General features: G+C 72.7%; 3 protein-coding genes. 1 reads left to right on the top strand and 2 read right to left on the bottom strand.

Features of this window, described 5'->3' with window-relative positions; translation table 11 throughout:
• Positions 1 to 16: 16 nt before the first annotated feature.
• Positions 17 to 9469 carry an amino acid adenylation domain-containing protein gene (locus tag HNR67_RS17315; protein WP_185003293.1) on the bottom strand — a complete coding sequence of 3151 codons (9453 nt, stop codon included), beginning with the start codon at positions 9467 to 9469 and terminating at the stop codon, positions 17 to 19.
• Positions 9466 to 16824, bottom strand: a complete 7359-nt coding sequence (locus HNR67_RS17320) for a non-ribosomal peptide synthetase (RefSeq protein WP_185003294.1) — start codon at positions 16822 to 16824, stop codon at positions 9466 to 9468. The genes HNR67_RS17315 and HNR67_RS17320 overlap by 4 nt, the downstream gene beginning before the upstream one ends.
• Positions 16825 to 16944: 120 nt before the next feature.
• On the opposite strand from HNR67_RS17320, the gene HNR67_RS17325 reads away from it, so the two are divergent.
• Positions 16945 to 20373: a non-ribosomal peptide synthetase gene (locus tag HNR67_RS17325; protein ID WP_185003295.1), complete on the top strand. Its 3429-nt coding sequence runs from the start codon at positions 16945 to 16947 to the stop codon at positions 20371 to 20373.
• Positions 20374 to 20379: the final 6 nt, after the last annotated feature.

Below are 20379 nucleotides of genomic sequence, written 5' to 3' on the forward strand. Positions count from 1 at the left end.
GCTGGCGGTAACGGAATTACTGCACTTGCCCAGCCCCGTTCCGGCCCAGTGCGGCGGTGAGCGCGGGCCCGAACGCGGCGACCGCGTCCGGGGAGAGCAGCTCGTCGTGGGCGTGCGGCAGCTCCTGGTCCTCGATCCGGCCGGTGGCCAGTGCGGTCCAGTTCGCCGCGCCGGTGCCGGTGGATCCCTTGGCGCTGAACAACACCAGCGGTCCGGTGTAGACCGGGTAGCCGGTCTGCGGCAGCAGCCGGTCGTGTGCGGTCCAGGCCCGGACGAGTGCCTCGGTGGTCTGCTCGTCGGCGCTCAGGCGCAGGCGGTCCCTGATCTGCTCGGCGGAGAGTGGTTCGTCCGCGGGCAGCGCCGGGTCGGCGGGCTGGGCGTCCAGCACCGCGAGCAGGGCGACCTCCTCGCCCTCGGCCTGGAGCAGGCCGGCGATGGCGTGCGCGAGCTGACCGCCGAAGGACCAGCCGAGCAGGTGGTACGGCCCGCTGGGCTGCACGGTCCGGATCCGGCGCAGGTGCTCGCGGGCGAGTGAGTCGAAGCTGGACACCTCCTCGCCGGTCACCACCGGGGACTGCAGGCCGTAGAGCGGCCGGTCCTCGTCCAGGTGCGGCACCAGCGCGGCGTAGGGCCAGGCCAGGCCGAAGCCGGGGTGGATGGCGAACAGCGGCGGCTTCGCGCCCTCGGGGTGCAGGGCCAGTAGCGGGGCCAGTGCCGGGTCGGACCCGTCGGTGGACCCGAGCCGGTCGGCCAGTGCGGCCACGGTCGGGGCGGCCATCACCGCGCCGACCGAGACGCCCTCGATGCCACTGAGGCGGATCCGGCTGACCAGTTGCATGGCCAGCAGTGAGTGGCCGCCCAGCTCGAAGAAGCTGTCGTCGACGCCGACCCTCGGCACGCCGAGCACCTCGGCGAAGACCTGGCACAGCACGGCTTCCCGCTCGGTGCGCGGTCCCCGGCTGGACACCCTGGCGCCCAGGTCGGGGGCTGGCAGCGCGGCCCGGTCGAGCTTGCCGTTGACGGTCAGCGGCAGCGCGTCCACGGTCACGAACGCCGAGGGCACCATGTACCCGGGCAGTCGCTGCCCGGCCCACTCGCGCAGCTCCTCCTCGGTTGCCGCGCCCACCACGTAGGCGACCAGCAGTTTGACGCCCTGCAGGTCGGTGTCGGCGGCGATCACCGCGACCTGCCGGACGCCGGGGTGTTCGGCCAGGGTGGTGTCGATCTCGCCGATCTCCACCCGGTAGCCGCGGATCTTGACCTGGTCGTCGGTGCGGCCCAGGTAGTCGATCGTGCCGTCGGCGCACCAGCGCACCAGGTCGCCGGTGCGGTAGAGCCGGTCGCCGGGCACGCCGAAGGGGTTGGCGATGAAGCGGTCCGCGGTCAGCGCGGCCCGGTCCAGGTAGCCGCGGGCCAGGCCGATCCCGGCGATGTACAGCTCGCCGGCCACGCCGGGCGGGACCGGGCGCAGGTACTCGTCGAGCACGTGCGCGGTGGTGTTGAAGATCGGGCGGCCGACGGTGGGGGTGTCCCGGTCGGTGGTGCCGCCGCCGAGGGTGTTGATGGTGTATTCGGTTGGGCCGTAAAGGTTGTAGCCGAGCACGCCGGGGGTGTCCCGCAGCGTTTCCCACACCTGGTTGGACACGGCCTCGCCGCCGAGCAGCACCAGAACGGGGCGGTGGCCGGGGTTCTGGTTGAGCAGGCCGTTGTCGATGAGCTGCTGGCAGTAGGTCGGCGTCACGTTGATGACGTCGATCCGGTGCTGGTCGCAGTAGGCGGTGAGGGCTTCGGCGTCGCGGCGCAGTTCCTCGTCGCAGACGTGCACCTCGTGGCCCTCGACCAGCCAGAGCAGTTCTTCCCAGGACATGTCGAAGGAGAAGGACACGGTGTGCGCGATGCGCAGCCGCCGTCCGGCCTCGGCCACCACCGGGTCGAAGATCTCGGCGCGGTGGTTGAACTGCATGTTGGTCAGGCCGCGGTAGGGGGTGACCACGCCCTTGGGTTTGCCGGTGGAGCCGGAGGTGTAGATGACGTAGGCCGGGTGCTCCAGGCGATGTGGGTCGGTGCGGTTGAAGCCGAGGCGTTCGGCGTCGGCGAGATCGTTGCCGGACAAGGCATCCAGCTCCGCCGTGGCCGCGTCGAGCAGCACCGTCGGGGCCGGGGACGCGGGCAGGGTGGCGGCGACCTCGGTGGTGCTGACCAGGCAGACGGCCTTGGCGTCGGCGAGCATGAAGGCCAGCCGCTCGGCCGGGTAGTCCAGGTCAAGGGGCAGGTAGGCGGCGCCGGTCTTGAGCACCGCGAACAGGGTGGCCACCATGTCCGCCGAGCGCGGCAGGCCAAGGGCCACCACGGTTTCCGGCCCCGCGCCGCGGCTGATGAGCAGCCGGGCGATCCGGTTGGCGCGCTCGTTCAGCTCGGTGTAGTTCCAGCGGATCTCACCGGGCAGGTCCGGGTTGGCGAGGAGGGCGGGCGCGTCCGGGGTGCGGGCGGCCTGCTGTTCGAGCAGGTCGGCGATGGTGACCGCGGGGATCTCGCGTTCGGTCCGGTTCCAGGCGTCCAGGCGGGCCCCGGCCGCGCCGAGCACGTCCAGTTCGGCCATCCGCACGTCCGGCCGGGCCGCGGCCTGTTCGAGCAGGTCGAGCAGCCGGTCCAGCAGACCGGCCGCGGTGGTCCAGTCGAACAGGTCGGCCGCGTACTCCACGTCCAGGCCCATGCCGTCGGTGTCCGTGCCGTAGTCGCGCAGCACGAAGTCCAGGTCGAACTTGGCGGTCGGCGGGTCGAACCGGCCCTCGGTGAGGGTCAGGCCGGGGAAGACGGCCGAGCCGGTGCCCTGGTTCTGGTAGCCGACCATCACCTGGAACAGCGGGTTGCGGGAGAGCGTCCGGGTCGGGTTGAGCGTTTCGACCAGGCGCTCGAAGGGCACGTCGGCGTGGCTGAGCCCGGCCAGGTCGGTGCGCCGGACCCGGTCCAGCAGCTCGGTGAAGCTGGGGTTGCCGCTGACGTCGGCCCTGATGACCAGGGTGTTGACGAAGAAGCCGATCAGGTCGTTGAGCTGCTCCTCGTCCCGGCCGGCCACCGGGCTGCCCAGCGGGATGTCGGTACCGGCGCCGAGCCGGTGCAGCAGCGCCGCGACCGCGGTCTGGAACAGCATGAACACGGTGGCGTCCTGGGTGCGGGCGAGCTGCCGCAACCGCACCGCCAGGTCCGGGCTGATCTCCCGCTGGATGGTCTCGCCGCGGAAGCTGGCCACCGCGGGCCGGGGCCGGTCGGTGGGCAGGGACAGCTCCTCGGGGATGCCGTCCAGTTCCTGCCGCCAGTAGGTCAACTGCTTGGCCTGCAGGCTCTTCGGGTCACCCGGCGCGCCGAGCAGGGCGCGCTGCCAGAGCGCGTAGTCCGCGTACTGCACCGGCAGCGGGGTCAGCTCCGGGGCGTGGCCTTCGTGCCGGGCGGCGTAGGCGGCGGTGAGGTCCTCGACGAAGGGCCGCAGTGACCACTCGTCGAAGGCGATGTGGTGGAACACGGCCAGCAGCACACAATCGGCCGGGCCGAGGGTGAGCACGGCCAGCCGGACCGGGTGGTCGGCGGCCAGGTCGAAGGGCACCGCGATGGCGGCGGCCACCGCGGCGTCGAGTTCGGCCTCGGCCACCGCGGTCACGGTGACCTCGGGGGTGCTGTCCTCGATGGGCCGGATCCGCTGGTAGGGCAGGCCTTCGTGGGTCTCGATCACCGTGCGCAGGCTCTCGTGCCTGGCCAGCACGTCGGCGAAGGCCGCGCGCAGGGCAGGCAGGTCCAGTTCGCCGTGCAGCCGGACGCCGGTGGGCACGGTGTAGGCCGAGCCGGCGGTGTCCATCTGGTCGAGCAGCCAGAGCCGTTGCTGGGCGAAGGAGAGCGGGATCCGCTCGGGGCGGGCGCCCGCGGTGAGCACGGGCTGGGCGATGGCGGGCGCGCTGTCCAGGGCCTTGGCGGCCAGTTCGGCCACGGTGGGGCAGGTGAACAGGTCCCGGATGGCCAGGTCCACGTCGAGTCCGGTGCGGGCCTTGCCGATCAGCCGGGCGGCCAGCAGCGAGTGCCCGCCCAGGTCGAAGAAGTTGTCCGCCACGCCGACCTTGGGCACGCCGAGCACCTGGGCGAACAGCTCGCACAGGGCTTCCTCGGTGGGGTTGGCCGGTGGCCGTCCGCCGCCCGCGCCGGCCGCGAGGTCGGGGCTGGGCAGGGCACGCCGGTCGAGCTTTCCGTTGGTGGTCAACGGGAGTCGTTCCATGGTGACCAGCGCGGCCGGCACCATGTAGTCGGGCAGCACGGCCTTGAGGTGGTCGCGGACCCTGGCCACCAGGCCGGTGTTGTCGCGGGCCGCGGAGGGGTTGTTGGCGTAGCCGGACAGTGCGGAGTTGCGGGCCCTGGTGGGGGCGTAGGCGTTGAGCAGGATCTCGTCCTGGGCCAGGGTGAACACCGCGTCGTAGCTGCCGTCGGTGGTGTCGGACCAGGTGAGCAGCAGCCGGTGCCCGGACTGGTCGGCCAGCTCGTGCAGCGCCTCGGGTTCGATGCCCACGCCGGTCGCCGGGTTGAGCAGGCTGCGCGCGCCGGTGACCGGGGAACCGGCCTCCAGTGCGCGTTGCGCGGCGACCTCGGCGGTGAGCCGGGCGTTGGGGATGCGGGTGATGCGCAGCGAGTCCGGGCGTTCGGCCAGCCGGGTGGCCAGGTCGAGCGCGCCGTCCCACGGCAGCGACGGACCGTCCACAAGGGACAGTGCGTCCGCGCCTGCCTTGCGCAGCACCACGTCGTAGCGGTGCCGGGACAGCTCGTTGTGCATGTGCCCGCGCTTGATCCGCAGGTCAACGCCCGCGAGGGTGGGCAGGTGGTCGCCGAGGGCGGTGAAGTAGTCCGGGTCGACCAGGAGTTCCTTCTCCAGCAGCACCGCGCGTTCGATCGCCTTGCGCAGCGCGGCGTCCTCGGTGCGTTCGTCGGCGCGGCCGAGCTGGATGGCGGTGTGGAAGGTGCGGGCCAGTCGCAGGTTGCGCACGTCGCCGACGAACAGCGCGCCGCCGGGGGCGAGCAGGTCCAGTGCCTTGCCGATGACCTCGGTGAGGTAGTCGATGTTCGGGAAGTACTGGATCACCGAGTTGATCACGATGGTGTCGAAGTGCCCGGCAGGCAGGCCGTCGGTGTCGTGCGCGGGACGGCAGCTCAGCTCGATCTTGGCGGCCAGTTCCGGGTCGGCTTGCAGGTCGCGGCCGAGTTTGTCGATGACCGGGGCGGCGAAGTCGCAGGCCCAGTAGGACTCGGTGTCCCTGGCCAGGCCGGAGAGCAGCAGGCCGGTGCCGACGCCGATCTCCAGCAGCCGCTTGGGCTTCAGCTCGCGGATGCGGTCCAGGGTGGCGGCCCGCCACTCGCTCATGTCGGTGAACGGGATGGGGTCGCCGTCGTAGCTGCTGTCCCAGCCCGCGTAGTCCTCGTCGAAGACCGCGGTGGGGATCTCGGTGTACTCGTCGCTGTAGATCTGGTTCCACTCGGCGATCTGCTCGGCCTCGACCTCCGAGCGGGCCTCCTCCCCGCTGACCTCGGCGGGCACCAGGTAGCCGAGAAGTCGTTTCACCCCAGGCAGATCGGTGTCGGCGGCGATGACCGCGGCCTGGGCGACCTCGGGGTGCGCGGCCAGGGCGCTCTCCACCTCGCCGATCTCCACCCGGTAGCCGCGGATCTTGACCTGGTCGTCGGTGCGGCCGAGGAAGTCCAGGTTGCCGTCCTGACGTTCCCGGACCAGGTCGCCGGTGCGGTACATGCGTTCGCCGGTGGTGCCGTAGGGGTCGGCGATGAAGCGGTCGGCGGTGAGGCTGGGGCGCTTGAGGTAGCCGCGGGCCAGGCCGACGCCGGAGATGTACAGCTCACCGGGCACGCCGACCGGCACGGGCCGCAGGTAGGCGTCCAGGATGTAGGCGCGGGTGTTCCAGATGGCCTTGCCGACCGTGGAGGTGGCGCTGTCCTCGGTGCCGCCGCCCAGGGTGTTGATGGTGTATTCGGTTGGGCCGTAAAGGTTGTAGCCGAGCACGCCGGGGGTGTCGCGCAGGGCGGACCAGACCTGTTCGGACACGGCCTCGCCGCCGAGCAGCACCAGAACGGGGCGGTGGCCGGGGTTCTCCTCCAGCAGCCCGTTGTCGATGAGCTGCTGGCAGTAGGTGGGGGTGACGTTGATGACGTCGATGGCGTGCTTGTCGCAGTAGGCGGTCAGCGCCAGGGCGTCCCGGCGCATGTCCTCGGTGAGCACGTGCACCTCGTGGCCCTCGACCAGCCACAGGAGTTCTTCCCAGGACATGTCGAAGGAGAAGGACACGGTGTGCGCGATCCGCAGCCGCCGCCCGGCCTGCTCGACCACCGGGTCGAAGATGGCCACCCGGTGGTTGAACTGCATGTTGGTCAGGCCGCGGTACGGCGTGGCCACGCCCTTGGGCTTGCCGGTGGAGCCGGAGGTGTAGATGACGTAGGCCGGGTGTTCCAGCCGCCAGGCGTCGGTGCGGTTGAAGCCGCGGCGTTCGGCGTCGGCGAGATCGTTGCCGGGCAGGGAGTCCAGTTCGGCGGCGATCTCGGCGGAGTCCAGCAGGACGTGCGGGACCTCGGTGTGCGGCAGCGTCGGGTCGACGTCCACAGTGGACAGAACGCAGAGCGGCACGGTGTCGGTGAGCATGAACTCCAGCCGGTCGGCCGGGTAGTCCAGGTCAAGGGGCAGGTAGGCGGCGCCGGTCTTGAGTACCGCGAACAACGCGGCCACCATGTCACTGGAGCGCGGCAGGCCAAGGGCCACCACGGTTTCCGGCCCGGCGCCGTGCCGGACCAGCCAGCGGGCGATCCGGTTGGCGCGCTCGTTCAGCTCCGCGTAGGTGTGCGTGACCTGCCCGAAGACCAGCGCGGTCGCCTCGGGGGTGCGGGCGGCCTGCTGTTCCAGCATGTCCGCGATGGTGATGTCCGGCACCGGGTTGGCGGTGCTGTCCCAGCCCTGGCGCAGCAGCGCGGGCTCGTCGCCGACCAGCACGTCCACCGCGGCGCAGGAGGCCGCCGGGGTGTCGGCGAGCGCGGTGAGGATGCGCAGGTAGCGTTCGAGGAGCCGCTCGATCTCGGTGCGGCTGAACACGTCCTGGTGGAACATCACCCGGAGTTCGGTCCGCACACCGGGGTTGACCACCATGGTGACCGGGTAGTGCGTGGCGTCCAGGACCTCGTGTTCGAGCACCCGCAGCGAGCCGTCCGGGCCGAAGGCGCGTTCCTTGGACGGGCGCGGGAAGTTCTGGAAGACGAACAGGGTGTCGAACAGGGTGCCGATCCCGGCCAGCGCCTGCACGTCGGTGAGGCCGAGGTAGGGGTAGTCGAAGAGGTCGGCCTGTTCCTCCTGGACCCGGCGCAGCACGGTGTCCAGTGCGTCGGCCGCGCCGAGCCGGACGCGCACCGGCACGGTGTTGAACAGCAGGCCGACCGTGGTCTCCACGCCTGCCACGTCGGGGTGGCGGCCGGAGACCGAGGCGCCGAAGACCACGTCGTCCCGGCCGGTGAGCCTGCCCAGCAGCATCGCCCACGCGGTCTCGTACAGGGTGCTGGCCGTGATCCCGGACTCACGCATCCGGTGTGCCAGCCTGGTGGCCAGGTCGGCGGGTAGTTCCAGGTGGATCTCGTCGGCGGCGGTGACATCGACCGCCCGGCTGTCCGTGCCCGCGACCAGCAGGGTGGGTTCGGCCAGGCCGTCCAGGTTGCGCCGCCAGGCCGCGCGGGCCTGCTCGTGGTCCTGCGCGGTGAGCCAGCGCAGGTAGTCCCGGAACGGGGTGGTCGGCCGGGCGTGCTCGGCGGCCGGGTCGGTGTAGAACTCCAGCAGGCTGCTCAGCAGCAGACCGCCGGACCAGCCGTCGAGCAGGATCAGTTCGGAGGTCATCACCAGCCGGTGCGCGCCGGGGGCCACGGTGGCCAGGCCGAAGCGGATCAGCGGCGGCCGGTCGGCGTGGAAGGGCCTGGCCCGCTGTCCGGCCACGAAGTCGTCGAACGCGGATTCGTCCTGTGTGGACAGATCAACGTAGTCGAAGGGCAGCTCGAACTCGCCGGGGATGAACTGCACCGGCGGGGCGTCGTCGGCGGTGGCGAACCCGGCGACCAGGTTGGGGTACTTGGCCAGGGCCAGCCGGACCGCCTCCCGGAAGCGGTCCGGGTCGAGGGTGCCGCCCAGGTGCAGCACGGCCTGCTGCACGTAGATGTCGCGCTCGGCGCCGTCGAGCATCAGGTGGAAGAGCAGGCCCTCCTGCAACGGGGACAGCGGCAGCGCCTCGATCGCGCCCGGCGGCAGCGCGCGGGCGGGGGCGGGCGCGGCGGCGGGCTCGTGTGCGCGCAACGCCTGGCCCCAGGCGGTGAGCAGGGTGTCGGCGTCCAGTTCGGGCAGCGCGGCCGGGTCCCAGGACAGGGTGAGGCGCACGCGTTCGCTGTTGCGGTCGAACCAGGCGCCGATCCGCAGCAGGTAACGGGTTTCGGCCTCCTCGGCCGGTTCGCCGAGGCCGGGTTCGGGGTCGTCGCCGAGGTCGGTGACGCCGTACTCGAGCAGGATCGCGGCCTCCACCAGGTCGGCGAAGGTGGCCGAGGTGCTGCCGCTGAGGTACTTGGCCACGCCGAACTCGGTGGCCGCGGTGTCGGTCGCGGCCACCGCTGCCGTCCCCGCACCGTCCACATCGGACAGTTCGGCCGGGCCGAACAGCACCGGGAACACCCGGCGCAGGTTGCCCAGCACGCCGGGGCGGTCCCGGTCGGACTCGCTGACGTCGAGCAGCAGACCGTTGGTGGCGCCGAGCTGTGGCACCAGGCTGAGCAGCACTCGCGCGCGCAGGCCCTCGGCGGTGGCGACCTCGTTCAGCGGCAGGATCCGCTCGGCCCGCAGCTGCGGCCCGCCGGTCTCGCCGTCGCTGGCCCATGGGGAGTCCAGGTCCAGCTCGTCCACCCGGTCGGCCAGTTCCAGCCAGGGCTCGACCCGGTCGGCCAGCCCGGGGTCGCGGGCCAGGGTGTCCAGCGCGGACAGGTATTCCCCGGTGCCGGAGGTGCTGGGCGTGCCACCGGCGAGTGCGGCGCGCAGGTCGGCGACCAGCACCGCCCAGCCCTCGCCGTCCACGTCGGCGGCGTGCGCGGCCACCACCAGCAGCCCGTCCCGTTCGGCGCCGCGGTCCACCCAGGCCGCGGCCAGTGCGGCGTCGGCGTCGAGCAGCCCGGCGGTGTGCCGCTTCAGCTCACCGACCGAGGCGCCGGTGCCGCCCCAGCGCAGTTCGCCGCGGTGCCGCAGCACCTCGTGCGCCTCGATGACGGCGCGCACGGCGGCCTGCACGGCCGCCGGCCCGGTGTCCGACGGCCCGGCGACCAGGCGCAGCGCGGGCGCCGCGGTCCCGGTGAACGCCTCAGCCAGCCAGGCGGCCGCCGGGGTCTCGGCGAGGTGGATCTGACCGGATGATGCGCTCAACTCTTCGGCTCCGATTCTGCTGGTGCGGTCACTGCGGCCGTCCACAGCCCGAGCAGCGCGCTGGCGGCCGCCGGGTCGAGGTCGGGGGAGAACTGGAGGTCGAGCAGCACGCCGTCGGCCCGGACCTGCCGGGTGGCCACGATCGTGCGCCCGGCCGGGAGCAGCGGGTCGGGGGCGCCTGCCCGCAGCAGCACGGCGGCGTCCCGGTGGTCGCGCAACGCCTTGGCCCCGGCCCGGCTGGCGTGCCGGAGCAGGCCGAACTCGTGGCCGCGGTCGGCCCAGTAGCGCAGCTCCAGTTCGGTCTCGGCCCGCGGCGCCGGGGCGGCGGTGAAGGCGAACGGGTGCCGGTGGCTCAGCGGGCCGACCGTGCCGGAGAGGTCCCCGGCCGGGGATTTGGCGCTGGTGCGCGGGTCGACCTCGTGGTCGATCCGCAGCCGGGATCCGGTGCCGCCGGACCAGGTGCGCAGGGCCTCGACGAACGCGGCGTCCACCGCGGCCGGGTCGGCCCGCACGGTCTGGCTGACCCGGCCGCCGCTGCCCGGCGTGCGGGCCCCGGCTGGGATCGGGTCGGCGGTCTCCTGGAGCGCCGCGGTCCACTCCGGCAGCGCGGTGGCCACCTCGTTGGCCTGGGCGGCCAGGTGTTCGGTCCAGGCGCGGAAGCTGGTCGGCGCCGGGGCCAGGGTCTGCCCGGCGAGCACGGCGGTGATCTCGTCCGCGATCAGCTCCAGGGAGGGCTGGTCCACGGCCAGGCCGTGCCCGGTCAGCGTCACGCCGTCGGGGGTCCGCTCCAGGCGGAGGGTGGCGCCCCTGGTGATGTCGATCTCGGTGAGGTCTTGTTCGCCGGGCTGGATCTCGGCGCGCCACAACCGTTTGTTGCTCGGGTCGACCACCAGGTGCAGTGATTCGTGCCGGGCGAGCACGGTCGCGGCGGCGGCCCGCAGTGCTTCCTCGGTGGCCTCGATCGCCCTGGTGGTGCGGACCAGCAGGCCGTTGACGCCGAGGTCGCTCTGCCGCAGCCAGTGCAGCAGCGGCGGCGGGGTGACCGGGCCGGGGATGATCGCGGCCGGCGCGCACTGCCTGGCCAGCGCGGCCACCGTGCGGTGCTTGAACACCTCGCGCACCGACAGCGCCAGCCCGGCCTCCTTGGCCTTGGCCACCAGCAGGGCGGCGCTGATGCTGTCGCCGCCGAGGGTGAAGAAGCTGTCGTGCACGCCGACCTGGTCCAGGCCGAGTTGTTCGGCGAACAGCCGGGCCAGGGTGGTCTCGGTCTCGGTGGCCGGTTCGGTGCTGGTCGCGGTGACCGGGGCCGGGTCGGGCAGCTTGGTCCGGTCGAGCTTTCCGTTGGGGTTCTTCGGGAACTCGGCCAGTTCGACCAGCAGCGCGGGCACCAGGTAGTCGGGCAGCCGGGCCGCCAGCCGCTCGCGCAGCGCGGTCAGGTCCGGCCGCGCGCCCGGCGCCGGGATCAGGTAGCCGATCAGCCGGAGTGCGCCGCCGGGGCCGGGGCGGGCGATCACCACGGCCTTGTCCACCTCGGGTTCGGCGGTCAGCGCGGCCTCGACCTCACCGGGTTCGATCCGGAAACCGCGGATCTTCACCTGGCTGTCCGCGCGGCCGAGGAAGTCCAGCACCCCGTCCTGGCGGCGGCGGGCCCGGTCGCCGGTGCGGTAGAGCCGGGATCCGGCCGGGCCGTAGGGGTTGGCCAGGAAGCGTTCCGCGGTCCGGCCGGGCTGGCCGAGGTAGCCGCGGGCCAGGCCGTGCCCGGCCAGGTACAGCTCACCGGCCACACCGGGCGGCACCGGGCGCAGCGCCTCGTCCAGCACGTAGGCCTGGGTGTTGGCCACCGGCAGGCCGATCGGCACCGGCCCCGCGCCCAGGCTGCCGACCTGGGCGAGACTGTCCCCGGCGGCCTCCGAGCAGCCGTAGAGGTTGACCAGCTTCGCCCGCGGCCAGCGGGTACTGGCCTGTTCGGCGAGTTCGGCGGAGAGCGCCTCGCCACTGGTGATCCAGGTGCGCACCGAGCCGAGCGAGTCCGCGGGCGCGGTGCGCAGCAGCGCGGTCAGCAGGCTGGGCACCACCGTGACCAGGTCCACCGCGTGCCGGTCGATCAGGTCGACCAGCGCGGCCGGATCGCTGACCGCGGCGTCGTCGGCCAGCACCACGGTGTCCCCGGCGACCAGGCCGCCGAGCAGTTCGGTGGAGCCGTCGATGAAGCTCAGCGAACTCTTCGCGATCCGCACCCCGCCAGCCAGCTCGCGTCCCCAGTCCAGGCGGTTGGCGAGCGCGGACTGGGTGCCGGTGACCGCCTTGGGGCGGCCGGTGGAGCCGGAGGTGAACACCAGGTAGGCCGGGTGCCCGTCCTGGATGGCCACCGCGGCCCGCGCGGGTCCGGTGGCATCCGGCGAGCAGGTGCCGGTCAGGCCGAACTCGGTGGCGAATTCGGGGCGGCACACCGTGATCGCGGGCCGGGCGTCGGCGAGCATCAGCTCGATCCGGTCCCGCGGGTAGCCCAGGTCGACGGGCAGGTAGGCGGCGCCGGTCTTGACGATGGCCAGCAGCGCCACCACCAGTTCGGCGGTGCGCGGCAGGGCCAGCGCGACCACCTGTTCCGGTCCGGCGCCCTGGGCGGCGAGGGCGTCCGCGAGGGCTTCGGCCCGGCGGTCGAGTTCGGCGTAGCTCAGGGTCTCGGTCCCGGCGAGCACCGCGGTGGCCTCGGGGGTGCGTGCGACCTGGGCGGCGAACAACGCGGCCGGGGTGGGTGCGGTGCGGTCGACGGCGGTGTTGTTGGCGCCGGTGGTCACCGCGGTCAGCTCGGCGGCGGACATGATGTCCACAGTGGACAGTGGACGGTCCGGCTCGGCCAGCGCGGTCCGCAGCAGCAGTTCCAGCCGGTCGATCAGGCCGCGCACGGTGTCCTGGTCGAAGAGGTCCTTGGCGTAGACCGCGAATCCGTCCACCCCGGCGGTGGCGGTCTCGGTGAAGTACAGGTCCAGGTCGAACTTGACCCCGCCGGTGTCCGGCAGGAACGGCTCGGTGGTCAGTCCGGGCAGCTGGAGTTCGAGGTCGTCGGCGCGCTGGTGGATCAGCATCACCTGGAACAGCGGGTGCCTGGACAGCGAACGCTCCGGCGCGACCCGCTCCACCACCCAGTCGAAGGGCACGTCGGCGTGCGCGAAGGCGTCCAGGTCCGCCGCGCGCACCCGGCCCAGCAGCTCGGTGAAGCTCGGGTCGCCGGACAGGTCGGTGCGCAGCACCAGGGTGTTGGCGAACAGCCCGACCAGGGACTCCAGGTCAGCGTCGGCCCGGCCGGTGATCGGCGAGCCCAGCGGGATGTCGGTGCCCGCGCCGAGTTTGCGCAGCAGCGCGGCCAGTGCGGCGTGCAGCACCATGAACACGCTGACGCCGTGGCTCGCCGACAGCGCGCGCATCCCGGCGAGCAGTTCCTGGGACAGGTGGAACCGCACCAGCCCGCCGCGGTGACTCGCCTCCGCTGGCCGCGGGCGGTCGGTGGGCAGGCTCAGTTCCGCCGGGGCGCCGGCCAGGGTGCGTGTCCAGTAGTCGAGCTGGCGACTGGCCACCGAGTCCGCCTCGGCGCGGGAACCGAGGATCTCCCGCTGCCACACCGCGAAGTCGGTGTACTGCACCGGCGGCTCCGGCCACACCGGCTCCCGGCCCGCCGCCCTCGCGGTGTAGGCCTCGCCGAGGGTGGCCAGCAGCGGCCCGAAGGACCACTCGTCCGCGGCGGTGTGGTGCAGCAGCAGCACGAACTCCCACTCCTGCTCGCCGGCCCTGGCCAGGCTCACCCGCACCGGCAGCTCGGTGTCCAGCCGGAAGGTGTGCGCTGCCGCCGTGCTCAGATCGTCCACAGTGGACACGACGAGCCGGGTCCGCGCCTCCGCGGGGGACAGGACCCGTTGCGCCGGAAGGCCGTCCGGGCCTTCGGTGAGCAGCGTGCGCAGGGCCTCGTGCCGGGCCACCGCGTCGCCGAAGGCGGCCCGCAGCGCGTCCAGGTCGACCGGTCCGCGCACCCGCACGCCCAGCGGCAGCCCGTAGGAGGTGGACGGGCCGCGCAGCTTCTCCTCGAACCACATCCCGGTCTGCGGGAAGGAGGCCGGGGCCGGATCGGGCCGGTGCACCCCGCGCACCGCGAGCCGGGTCGTGCTGGCCGCGGGCAGCCGGTCGGCCAGCTCGGCCACGGTGGGCGCGTCGAAGAGCGTGCGCAGGTCCAGCTCCACCGACAACAGGCCGCGCACCCGGCCGATCACCTTGGTGACCAGCAGCGAATGCCCGCCGAGGGCGAAGAAGTCGTCGTCGATGCCGATCTCGGGCAGGCCGAGCACCTCGGCGAACACCCCGCACAGCACGCGTTCCCGCTCGGTGCGCGGGCCACGGCCGGAGACCTGGGCGGCCAGGTCGGGTTCGGGCAGCGCGCGGCGGTCCAGCTTGCCGTTCACCGTCACCGGCAGCCGGTCCAGGGTGACGAACGCCGCGGGCACCATGTAGTCCGGCACCCGCTCGGCCACCGCGGCCCGCAGCCCGGCGAGGTCGACCTCGCCCACCGGCACGAAATAGGCCACCGGCAGGCCGTGCCGCACCACGACCGCGCACTGCGCGACCTCGGGCTGGACGGCCAGCGCGGCCTCGATCTCACCCAGCTCCACCCGGAACCCGCGGATCTTGACCTGCTCGTCCACCCGGCCCAGGCAGTCCAGCGAGCCGTCGGCCAGCCGGCGGGCCAGGTCCCCGGTGCGGTACATCCGGCTGCCCGCCGGGCCGTAGGGGTTGGCGGTGAAGCGTTCCGCGGACAGCCCCGGCCGACCGGCGTAGCCGCGGGCGAGCTGGGCGCCCGCCAGGTACAGCTCGCCGGTGACGCCGAAGGGCACCGGGCGCAGCCGGTCGTCCAGCACGTAGGCCTGGGTGTTGTGGAACGGCCTGCCGATCACCGGCGCGCCGGTCACCTCGGCCGCGGTCGCCCAGATGGTGGCCTCGGTCGGCCCGTACACGTTGATCACCTTGGCCGCCGCCGCGCGCAGCTCGGCCGCGGTGGCCGGGGGCAGTGCCTCGCCGCCGACCAGCACCCGCAGTTCACGCAGGAAACCCGGTTCCTGGCCGAGGATCGCGCCGAAGAGCGAGGGCGTGGCCTGGATGACGGTGGCCCCTGACTCGGTGGCCAGCCGGGCCAGCCGGGCCGGATCGCGCACGGTGTCCTTGGTGGCCAGCACCACCTGGGCGCCGGAGACCAGCGGCAGGTAGATCTCCAGCGCGGCGATGTCGAAGGCGATGGTGGTCACCGCGAGCAGCCGGTCCGACCCGGACAGCGGGCTCAGTTCGTCCATTGTGGACAGGAAGTTGGCCAGCGCCGAGTGCGGGATGCCCACGCCCTTGGGGCGGCCGGTGGAGCCGGAGGTGTAGATGGTGTAGGCGAGCTGACCCGGCAGCAGCCGTCCGGTCGGCTCCGCGCCGAAGGCGTCCCAGCCCGGCTGGTCCAGCACCAGCCGGTCCGGACCCGGCGCCAGCTCGGCCAGCGCGGCCGTGGTGAGCACGCAGGCCGCGCCCGCGTCGGTGATCATGTACGCCAGCCGGTCGGCCGGGTGGTCGGCGTCCAGCGGCAGGTAGGCCGCGCCGGACTTGAGCACCCCGAGCAGCGCCACCACCAGGTCGGGCGTGCGCGGCAGCAGTAACGCCACCACCGACTCCGCGCCGATCCCCTTGGCGCACAAGGCCGCCGCCAGCCGCTCGGACCGGTGGTCCAGCTCGGCGTAGCTCAGCGTGGACCCGTCCTCGCCACGCACCGCCACCGCGTCCGGGGTGCGCCGGGCCTGCTCCTCGAACCGGTCCACCACCGTGGCCTGCGGAGTCGCCCGCTCGGTGTCGTTCCACTCGGCGAGCTGATCGAGCAGTTCCTCGTTGGGCAGCAACGGCAGCGCGCTGATCGGAGTGTCCGGAGTGGACAGTGCGGCGCCGAGCAGGTGCTCAAGGTGCTCGAGCAGCCGGGTGATCCGGTCCGCCTCGAACAGGTCCAGCCGGTAGGTGGCCTCCACCAGCAGCCCGTCCGGCCGCAGGAACGCCTCCAGCCACAGGTCGAACTGAGCCCCGTCGTTGCGGATGTGCTCCCAGTCGGTCCGGATGCCGGGCAGGTCCAGGCCGCCGATGCGCTGGGCCAAGAACAGCAGCATCACGTCGAAGAGCGGGTTGTGCCCGCGCCGTCGCTCCGGCCGGAGGTCGTCGATGAGCTTGTCGAAGGGCAGGCCCTGGTGCGCGAAGCCATCGGTGGCGGTGCGCCGCACCTGCCCGAGCAGCTCGCGGAAGGTCGGATCGCCGGAGACGTCCGTGCGCAGCACCAGGGTGTTGCCGAAGTTGCCGACCAGGTTCTGTGCCTGCGCGTGTCCACGGTCCATCACCGCGGAGCCGAGCGGGATGTCGCTCGCGCCGGTGTAGCGCCGCAACAGCACCGAACACGCGGCCACCATGATCATGAACGGGGTGACGTTCTCGCTCGCCGCGACCGCCCGCAGGCCGTGCGCGATCGCCGGGTCGAACCACTTCGCGACCAGCCCACCGCGTTCGGAGCCGCCCTTGCCGCGCGGCTGATCCGTAGGCAGGTCAAGGGGTTCCGGGACGGGGGTGAGCTGCTCACGCCAGTACGCCAGGTCGGTGGCGGTGCTCTCGGCAGGCCAGCGGGCCTGTTCCCAGGCCGCGTAGTCGGCGAACTGCACCTCCATCGAGGGCAGTCCGCTGGGCTCGCCGGTGGCCTCGGCCCGGTACAGCGCGGACAGCTCGTGCGAGAGCACGCCCCAGGTGCCGCCGTCCCAGGCGATGTGGTGCACCACCAGGATGAGCGCGAGTTCCCGCTCGGCGAAGCGGAGCAGGGCCAGCCGGATCGACTCCTCCGCGGACAGGTCGTAGGGCACCGCGGCCAGCCGCTCGGCCGCCTGGCGCCCGGTGGCCGCCCATTCGGACTCGGGCAGCGATGTGTGTTCGCTCACGGGCAACCCGACCCGGTAGTCCGCGGTGACCACCTGGTGCGCCGACCCGTCCGGCTCGGCCAGGTAGCGGGTGCGCAGGATCTCGTGCCGGTCGATGAGGGACTGCAGCGCGCGGTGCAGCGCCGGCACGTCCACCGGGCCGGACAGCGTGATCAGCAACGGCACGTTGTAGGTCGTGGACTGGGGGAATGTCCGCTGGTGCACCCACATGCTCTGCTGGGCGAAGGACAGCGGGGTGCGCTGCGAGCGGTCCCGGGGGACGACGCGTTCCGGCGACGAGTCCTCGGCGATGCCCGCTTTGGCCATGAGCTTGCGCATCAACGCACGCCGCTTGGCTGCGGCGTCGTTCCGCGCGCCCGGTTCGTCAGTCATCAGTCGTCGTCCTCGGAGAGCGCGGAGCAGGGGCTATGAGGTAAACCTTGCTTAGGTTAGCCTCACTTTTGCAAGAGGCCAGTGTGCCATGCAGCCTGGATCACAAGGGAGCACAAGCCCGTGTCGAGCAGCCCGACCGCCGATGACCTGCGCCGTGAAGTGGCACAACTGGTGGACCGCACGCCGGAGGAACTCCTGGACGCGGACAACCTCATCGAGCTGGGACTGGACTCGATCCGGCTGATGCGGCTGGCCGGGCAGTGGCGCAAGCGCGGTATCGAGGTGACCTTCGCCGAACTGGCCGAGCGGCCCAGCCTCGGCGAGTGGTTCGAACTGCTCACCGGACGCCTCACCCCCGCACCCGCCCCGGCGGCGCCCGCCGCGCCGGTCGAGCGCTTCGACAGCGCCGCCGAGTTCCCCCTCGCGCTCATGCAGCACGCCTACTGGGTCGGTCGTGGGGACGGGCAGGCACTCGGCGCGGTGGCCGCGCACCTCTACGTCGAGTTCGACGGCGGCGAGGTCGACCCGGACCGGTTCGCGCCCGCGGTGCGCGCCCTCATCGCCCGGCACGGCATGCTGCGCGCCCGGCTCACCGACGACGGCCGCCAGCGCATCCAGGACCAGCCGAGCCACGACGCACTCACCGTCGAGGACCTGCGCGAACACGCCGAAGAAGCGGCCGGGGCCCGGCTGGCCGAACTGCGCGAGCAGTGGTCGCACCAGATCCTGGACATCGAGGGCGGCCAGGTCTTCGCACTCCAGCTCACCCGGCTGCCCGGCGGGCGGAGCAGGCTGCACGTGGACGTGGACATGGTCGCCGCCGACGCGCTCAGCTTCCGGGTGCTGCTCGCCGACCTCGCCGCGCTCTACCAGGGCGAAACCCTCGCCCCCATCGACTACAGCTACCCCCAGTACCTCGCCGAGCGCGCCCCGCTGCGCCGCGAGGCCTGGGAACGCGCGCGCAGCTGGTGGCAGAGCCGCCTGCCCGAACTGCCCGCCGCACCCGACCTGCCGCTGGTGCCCGAGGCCGACCGCGGTGACGGACTGCACACCGTGCGCAAGCACCTGTGGCTCGCACCCGAGGACAAGCAGCGCCTGATCGAACGCGCGCACCAGCACCGGATCACCCCGGCGATGGCCCTGGCCACCGTGTTCGCCGAGGTGCTCGCGGCCTGGAGCGGGCAGCCCCGGTTCCTGCTCAACCTGCCGCTGTTCGACCGCGAGAACACCCACGCCGACGTCGGCAAACTCGTCGGCGACTTCACCAGCTCGGTACTGCTGGACGTGGACCTCTCCGAACCGCGCTCCTTCCTGGAGGACGCGCGCAGGCTGCAGGCCCGCATGCACACCGACGCCGCCTACGCCGACTACTCCGGCGTCGAGGTGCTGCGCGACCTCTCCCGCGCCAACGGCGAACAGATCCTCGCCCCGGTCGTCTACACCAGCGCGCTCAACCTGGGCGAGCTGTTCGACGACAAGGTCAAGGGCAGCTTCGGCGAACCGGTGTGGATCATCTCCCAGGGCCCGCAGGTGCTGCTGGATGCCCAGGTCACCGAGGTCAACGGCGGGCTGCTGGTCAACTGGGACATCCGCGAATCCGCCTTCCCGGCCGGGCTGATGGACGCCATGTTCGAGGCATACCGCACCCTGGTGCACTGGCTCGGCTCGGCCGACTCGGACTGGCACCAGCCGGTGCCCGCGCTGCTGCCCACCGCCCAGCTCACCGCCCGCGACACCGCGAACGACACCGCCGCACCGCGCTCCGGCCGCCGCCTGCACGAGGGATTCTTCAACCAGGCCAAGGAAACCCCGGACGCGCCCGCCGTGCTCTGGGGCGCCGACGGCGAACTCAGCTACCGCGAACTCGCCGAGCGGGCCGGCCGGGTCGCCGGCGCGCTGCGCACCCGCGGCGTCGAAATCGGCGAGGCCGTCGCGATCACCCTGCCCAAGGGCCCCGACCAGCTCGTCGCGGTGCTCGGCGTGCTCGCCGCCGGAGCCACCTACGTGCCGGTCAGCGTGGAACAACCGGCCGCCCGCCGCGAACGCATCCACGCCAGGGCCGGGGTGCGCCTGGTCCTGGACGCCGACCGGCTCGCCGAAGCCCTGCGCGCCGAACCCGCGGAACCCGTGCTGGGCGAGGAAGAAGTCCCCGCCTACGTGCTGTTCACCTCCGGCTCCACCGGCGAGCCCAAGGGCGTCGAGGTGCCGCACCGGGCCGCGATGAACACCATCGACGACCTCAACGCCCGCTACGAGATCGGCCCGGCCGACCGCACCCTTGGCGTCTCCGCGCTCGACTTCGACCTCTCCGTCTTCGACATCTTCGGCCCGCTCTCCGTCGGCGGCGCGATCGTGCTGGTCAGCGAGAGCGAACGGCGCGAGGCCGCGGACTGGGCCACCCTGGTCCGCGACCGCGGGGTGACCATCGTCAACTGCGTGCCGCCGCTGCTGGACATGCTGCTCAACGCGGGCGACCTCGGCGACACCCTGCGCCTGGTGCTGCTCGGCGGCGACTGGGTCACCGTCGACCTGCCCGGCCGCCTGCGCGCCCAGGCCCCCGCCGCCCGCTTCGTCGGACTGGGCGGCACCACCGAGACCGCCATCCACTCCACCGTGTGCGAGGTCACCGGCGAGGTGCCCGCGCACTGGATCTCGGTGCCCTACGGCACCCCGCTGACCAACGTGCGCTGCCGGGTGGTCGACGCCCGCGGCCGGGACTGCCCCGACTGGGTGGCAGGCGAACTCTGGATCGGCGGCGACGGCGTGGCCCTTGGCTACCGCGGCGACCCGGAACGCACCGCCGACCGCTTCGTCGTCCACAATGGACAGAACTGGTACCGCACCGGCGACCTCGGCCGCTACTGGCCGGACGGCACCCTGGAGTTCCTGGGCCGCCGCGACCACCAGGTCAAGCTTCGTGGTTTCCGGATCGAACTCGGCGAGGTCGAATCCGCCCTCGGCGCGCTGGACGGCGTCGGCCGCGCCATCGCCGGTGTCACCAGGGCGCCCGGCGCGACCCTGGTCGCCGCGGTGGCCGCCACCGGCGTCACCGGCGACGAACTGCGCGAGCAGGTCCGCCAGGCGTTGCCGCCGCACATGGTGCCCGAGCGGATCGTGGTGCTGGCCGAACTGCCGCTGACCGCCAACGGCAAGATCGACCGCCGCGCGGTGCAGCAGCTGTGGGCCGAACAGGACAACAGCAGGCCGTTCGTGCCGCCGCGCACCGCGCTGGAGAAGGTCGTCGCCGGCGTCTGGCACGAGGTGCTCGGCGGCGCCGAGTTCGGCCTGGACGACGACTTCTTCCAGCGGGGCGGCGATTCCGTGCTGGCCACCACCATCGTCAGCAGGCTGCGCGAGGCGCTGGACACCACGGCCGTCTCGGTGAAGCTGCTCTTCGCCACCCTGTCGGTGGGTGGCATGGCCGCCCAGCTTCTCGAGCGGGAGACCACATCGGGCCGACTGGACCAGGTCGCCGAGATCTACCTGGCCGTGCTGGAGATGTCGGCCGACGAGGTCGAGGCCGAACTGTCCCGCAGCGCGGGTGAATGAGGGCGT

It is taken from the genome of Crossiella cryophila (assembly GCF_014204915.1).
Taxonomy (GTDB): Bacteria; Actinomycetota; Actinomycetes; order Mycobacteriales; family Pseudonocardiaceae; genus Crossiella; species Crossiella cryophila.

Bases quoted from the DNA above. Each gene is read 5' to 3' on its own strand.
- HNR67_RS17320 (WP_185003294.1), bottom strand. From the start codon at position 16,824: ATGACTGACGAACCGGGCGCGCGGAACGACGCCGCAGCCAAGCGGCGT.